7 protein-coding genes are annotated in these 5,117 nt (G+C 72.6%); all 7 read left to right on the forward strand.

Annotation, left to right across the window (positions count from 1 at the left end):
• Positions 1–206: 206 nt before the first annotated feature.
• The 7 genes from VF746_29560 to VF746_29590 all read left to right on the forward strand — a co-directional run bounded on the left by VF746_29560 (position 207) and on the right by VF746_29590 (position 4,803).
• Positions 207–572 (forward strand): cupin domain-containing protein, encoded by a 366-nt coding sequence (locus tag VF746_29560; GenBank protein ID HEX8696602.1) that lies wholly within the window; start codon positions 207–209, stop codon positions 570–572.
• A 142-nt stretch (positions 573–714) separates the two neighbouring features.
• Positions 715–1,851, forward strand: a complete 1,137-nt coding sequence (locus VF746_29565) for a HAMP domain-containing sensor histidine kinase (protein HEX8696603.1) — start codon at positions 715–717, stop codon at positions 1,849–1,851.
• A gap of 66 nt (positions 1,852–1,917) precedes the next feature.
• Complete coding sequence (uraH, locus tag VF746_29570; GenBank protein ID HEX8696604.1) at positions 1,918–2,259, forward strand: hydroxyisourate hydrolase; 342 nt, start codon at positions 1,918–1,920, stop codon at positions 2,257–2,259.
• 3 nt (positions 2,260–2,262) lie between these two features.
• The gene (locus tag VF746_29575) at positions 2,263–2,715 is read left to right on the forward strand and encodes a hypothetical protein (GenBank protein HEX8696605.1); all 453 of its coding nucleotides are present in this window, start codon (positions 2,263–2,265) and stop codon (positions 2,713–2,715) included.
• A 123-nt stretch (positions 2,716–2,838) separates the two neighbouring features.
• Positions 2,839–3,042, forward strand: coding sequence for a hypothetical protein (locus VF746_29580; protein ID HEX8696606.1), 204 nt, complete (start codon positions 2,839–2,841; stop codon positions 3,040–3,042).
• Positions 3,042–3,827 carry a Ku protein gene (locus VF746_29585; GenBank protein ID HEX8696607.1) on the forward strand — a complete coding sequence of 262 codons (786 nt, stop codon included), beginning with the start codon at positions 3,042–3,044 and terminating at the stop codon, positions 3,825–3,827. The genes VF746_29580 and VF746_29585 overlap by 1 nt, the downstream gene beginning before the upstream one ends.
• Positions 3,820–4,803, forward strand: coding sequence for a Ku protein (locus VF746_29590; GenBank protein HEX8696608.1), 984 nt, complete (start codon positions 3,820–3,822; stop codon positions 4,801–4,803). Before VF746_29585 ends, VF746_29590 begins: the two co-directional genes overlap by 8 nt.
• The last annotated feature ends 314 nt before the right edge of the window (positions 4,804–5,117 follow it).

The raw sequence follows: 5,117 nt of genomic DNA on the forward strand, positions 1-5,117 counted from the left end.
CCGTCCCGGCGCGGTCGGGCACGGTCGTATCGTGCCCTACCGCGCGCGCAGCCCGGCCCGGAGCGCAGCGGAGGGACACGCCCGAACGGCAGTGCGAAGTGCGAGGTGCGAAGTGCGGCGGAGCGTCTGGCGCGGAGGGCGGGGCGGGGCTACACTCCGGCGGCGCCCGCGTCGGCGCGCCGGGTCAGGCGGAAGCGGAGGGCGGGATGAGCGAGGTGCACCGGCTGGAGGAGGAGTTCGGGCGCGTGCGCGACCTGTGGTCGCCGAAGGTGGTGGCGCGCGTGAACGACCAGTTCGTGAAGGTGGCGAAGGTGCGCGGCGAGTTCGTCTGGCACCGCCACGAGCACGAAGACGAGCTGTTCTGGGTGCTGAAGGGCTCGCTGCGCCTGCGCTTCGAGGACGGCGAGGCGGTGCTGGGCCCGGGCGACCTGTACGTGGTGCCGAAGGGCGTGCTCCACAGGCCGGAGGCCGACGAGGAGTGCTGGCTGGTGCTGGTGGAGCCGGTGGAGACGAAGCACACCGGCGACGTGGAGTCGCCGCTCACCCGCAGCATCGAGGAGCAGCTCGCCTGACGCGGCCGGGAGCGAGCCGCCCGTGCCGGCCGTTCCCTGTGCCCGGTCCCCTGCAACCTGTCGCAACCCCGCGCGGAGCCGTGACCACGAAGGAGGCGTACCAGGGCTGTCTCGCGGCCGCGCCGCTCCGGGACCGCCTCCCGTGAGCACGGAGACGCTGCACGCGTGCCTGCGCCGCTTCCCGGGCGCGGCGCTCGAGGTGTCGGCCGACGGCGTCGTGCGCGCATCCAACGGGCACCTCGACGCGCTGGTCGGCCGCGACCTGGCGGGCGTCGCCCTGGCGGAGGTGCTGGACTCCTCGTCGCAGGAGAAGTGGCGGCGGATCCTCACGGAGGCCGAGCGCGCGAGCCCGGCCTGCACCTGGGAGCTGGTGGTCGCCACGCCCGGCTCGCTCGAGCTCAGGACGTTCCTGGCGGTGTGGTCGGCGGCGGAGCCCGGGGCCACCCTCTGGCTGCTGGAGTACTCGCTCGATCCCAGGCTGGAGCTGCTCTACGGAGAGCTCTCGGAGCTGCACCGGGAACTGGTCGACTCGCAGCGGAAGCTCTCCCGGGAGCGGAACCGGCTGGCGCGCGCGCTGGAGAAGGCCGAAGCCGCCGTCCGCACCCGCGACGAGATCCTGGCCGTGGTCTCGCACGACCTGCGCAACCCGGTGAGCACCATCGGCCTGGCCGTGGAGCTCCTCGAGATGCCGCTCCCCGAGGCGACGAAGGCGGAGCAGATCGCCATCATCCGGCGCGCCGCCGCGGGGATGAACCGCCTGATCGGCGACCTGCTCGACGTGAGCGCCATCGAGGCGGGGCGCCTCACGGTGGAGCTGGAGCCGCTGCCGCTGGCGCCGGTGCTGGAGGAGGCGTGCCGGATGCTGGCGGGACAGGCGGCGGAGAAGCGCCTGCGCCTCGAGTGCCGCGCCGCGCCGGGGGTGCCGGACGTCCGCGGCGACCGGGACCGCCTCCTGCAGGTGCTCTCGAACCTGGTGGGCAACGCGATCAAGTTCACGCCCGAGGAGGGAACGGTCTCCGTGCGCGCCGCGCCCGGCGCGGGCGAGGCGGTCGTCTCGGTCCAGGACACCGGCCCCGGGATCCCCGAGGCCGACCTGCCCCTCGTCTTCGACCGGTTCTGGCACACCAGCCGGAGCCGGCGCGGGGGCGCGGGGCTCGGCCTGGCGATCGCCAGGGGGATCGTGGAGGCCCACGGCGGGCGGATCTGGGCCGAGAGCGTGCCGGGGCAGGGCGCCACCTTCTCCTTCGCGCTCCCCGCCGCGGACGCCGGCCGGGAGTAGCGGCGGGTCGCCCGCGCAGGCTGTCCCCTGTCCCCTGTTCCCTGTCCCCTGTCCTCCGAGAAGAAGATGAGCGCGATCACCACGCACGTGCTGGACACCATGCGCGGGCTGCCGGCGGTGGGAGTGGCGGTGCTGCTGGAGCGCGCCAAGGACGACGCGATGGAGCGGGTGGCCAGCGGCGTCACCGACGCGGACGGGCGCCTCTCCGGCCTGCTCCCCGAAGGCCAGGCGCTGGAGCCGGGCACCTACCGCCTGAGCTTCGACACGGGCGCCTACTTCACGTCCACGGGGGTGGAGGGCTTCTACCCCGAGGTGTCCGTGGTCTTCGCGGTGCGCGAGGGCGAGCGGCACTACCACGTGCCGCTGCTGCTGAGCCCCTACGGCTACTCCACCTACCGCGGGAGCTGAGCGATGCCGGCCGTCCCGCCCGCAGTGCGCCGCGCGGCGCTCGCGCTCGTCCCGCTGCTGCTCGCGGCGGCGCGCGCCCCGGCGCAGCAGCGGCCCCACACGCCGGCGCGCGGCTCGGCGGAGCGCCAGGCGATCATGGACGCGCTGCGCGTGCCCGTCCAGCGGGAGCTGAGGAAGCCGGCGATCTTCGAGGTGCGGACGCTGCGCGTGCTGGGGACGTGGGCGTTCGTGGAGGCGGTGCCCCGCAAGCCCGACGGCTCGCCGTTCGACTACCGCGGCACGCCGTACCAGCAGGCGGTCGACGAGGGGATGTTCGACGACGGGATGTTCGCGCTGCTGCGCCGCGAGGGCGGGCGCTGGCGCGTGCTGCGCTACGCCATCGGCCCCACCGACGTGGCGTGGATCCCGTGGGAGGAGGAGCTGCGCGCGCCGCGGGCGGTGTTCCCGTACCCCTGATCGAGAATCCGTAAACCGAATGTCTCACACGGAATCAACGGAGTCAGCGGAGAACAGTGGTTCTCTGTTGACTCCGTTGACTCCGTGTGAGGCTTGGCAGACAACTTGCCCGCGCCGGCACGCATGGCCAAGAAGAACAGGACGCTCCCGTACTGGCTCGACGGCGGCACGGAGAGGTGCGACCTCTGCTCGCACCCCCACGTGCTCCAGTCGGGGTACCGCTGCGCCGCGTGCGACCGGCCGGCGTGCGAGCACTGCGTGGTGGTGAACCGCGAGACGGGCGAGGTGCTCTGCCACGAGTGCGTCGAGGAGGAGGGGGAGGGCTGATGGGCGCGCGGGCGATCTGGAAGGCGCACGTCCGCTTCGGCGCGGTCGACGTGCCGGTGAAGCTGTACTCGGCGGTGCAGGACCGCTCGGTGCACTTCCGCCTGCTCGACGCGAAGCGCAAGGAGCCCGTCCGCCAGCACATGGTGGACCCCGACACGGAAAAGGTGGTCGACCCGGCCGACATCCGGCGCGCCTACGAGACCGACGAGGGCGTGCTGGTGATCCTGGACGAGGAGGAGCTCGAGAAGGCGGTGCCGCCAGCCTCGCGCGACATCGAGGTCACCCGCTTCGTACCCCCGGAAGAGATCACCCACCAGTGGTACGACCGCCCGTACTGGCTGGGCCCCGACGAGGAGGAGGGGCGCTACTTCGCCCTCGCCCAGGCGCTGCGGAAGCGCGGCGTGGAGGGCGTGGCGCGCTGGGTGATGCGGAAGAAGGAGTACGTGGGCGCGCTCCGCGCCGAGGGCGACTACCTGATGCTGATCACCCTGCGCCACGCCGGCGAGGTGGTCCCGGCGTCGGCGCTGTCGCCGCCCACGGGCCGCGAGCTCGAGGAGCGGGAGGTGGGGATGGCCAGGCAGCTCGTCGCCGCGATGGAGGACGAGTTCGACATCGCCGCCTACCGCGACGAGTACCGCGAGCGCGTGCTGGAGCTGGTGGAGGCGAAGGCGGCCGGGAAGGTGGTGAAGTTCCCCAGGGCGCCCGCGAAGAAGGGCGGGGCGTCGCTGGCGGACGTGCTGGAGCAGAGCGTCGCGGCGGCCGACCGGGGGAGGAAGCGTGCCTGAGCGGGAGCCGGTCGAGCAGGAGGAGGAGCCCGTCGCCCGCGCCTTCTGGTCGGGGACCATCACCTTCGGGCTGGTGAGCGTCCCGGTGGCGCTGTACGCGGCCAACCGGCCGGGCGGCGTGTCGCTCAGGATGGTCTCGCCCGACGGGACCCCGCTCGCCCGGCGCTACTTCACCTCGCGCGACGACCGCCCGCTGGAGGCCGAGGAGATCGTGCGGGGCTACGAGGTCGAGAAGGACCGCTTCGTGGTGGTGGACGACGACGAGCTGGAGCGGCTGGCGCCGGAGCGGACGCGCGACATCGACCTGCGGCGGTTCGTGAAGGCGTCGGAGATCGACCCGATGTACTTCGAGCGGGCCTACTACCTGGCCCCGTCCGGCGGCTCCAACAAGGCGTACCGGCTCCTGGCCCGCGTGATGGAGGAGACCGGCCGGGCGGGGATCGCCACCTTCGTGCTGCGGGCGAAGGAGTACGTGGTGGCGATCATCGCCGAGAACGGCATCCTCCGCGCCGAGACGCTCCGCTTCGCCGACGAGCTGCGGACCCCGGACGACGTCGGGCTGCCGAAGCCGGCCAGGCCCGCCCCGGCCGAGGTCAAGCGCATCGACCGGGAGATCGGCAAGCAGGTGGAGAAGCGCCTCGACCGCAAGGAGCTGGCGGACCGCTCGGCCGAGCGCCTGCGGAAGGTGGTGCGCGCAAAGCTCCGCGCCGGCGAGGACGTGGTGCAGCCGGACGAGCGCGCCGCGGACCGGGAGGGCGGCGGGCCGGCCGGGGTGATCGACCTGATGGAGATCCTGAAGGCGCGTATCGCGGGCAACGAGGAGGACGAGGCGCCCGCGCCCGGCGGCGGCGGTGCGGACGACCTGCACGAGGCCAGCCGCGCCGAGCTCTACGAGCGCGCGAAGGAGCTCGACATCCCCGGCCGCAGCTCGATGAGCAAGGACGAGCTGGTCAGGGCCATCCGGCGCTCGGCGTGAGGGGCCGGACCCGGGCGCGGCTCCCTCTGCGTCCGCCGCCCAGGGCAATCGACGAGGGATGTTCGACGATTGATACCACTTTGCAGAGCATCGTTCGGGTACAGCTTTCTGATAAAGCCTCACACAGAGGACACAGAGAACACAGAGAAACTTCAATCGCGTCTTCAGTTCCTCCGTGTTCTCTGTGTGATTCCCAATCTGTTCGGAACCAGAACCATGCTCGGCAATCTGGTATCACTCCGTCCGCCTCCCGCCTCCCGCCAGCGCCCGGTCGCCCGCGCGGACCGCCTCGTTGACGGAGGGGAAGACCATCG

Source organism: Longimicrobium sp. (assembly GCA_036389795.1).
GTDB lineage: Bacteria > Gemmatimonadota > Gemmatimonadetes > Longimicrobiales > Longimicrobiaceae > Longimicrobium.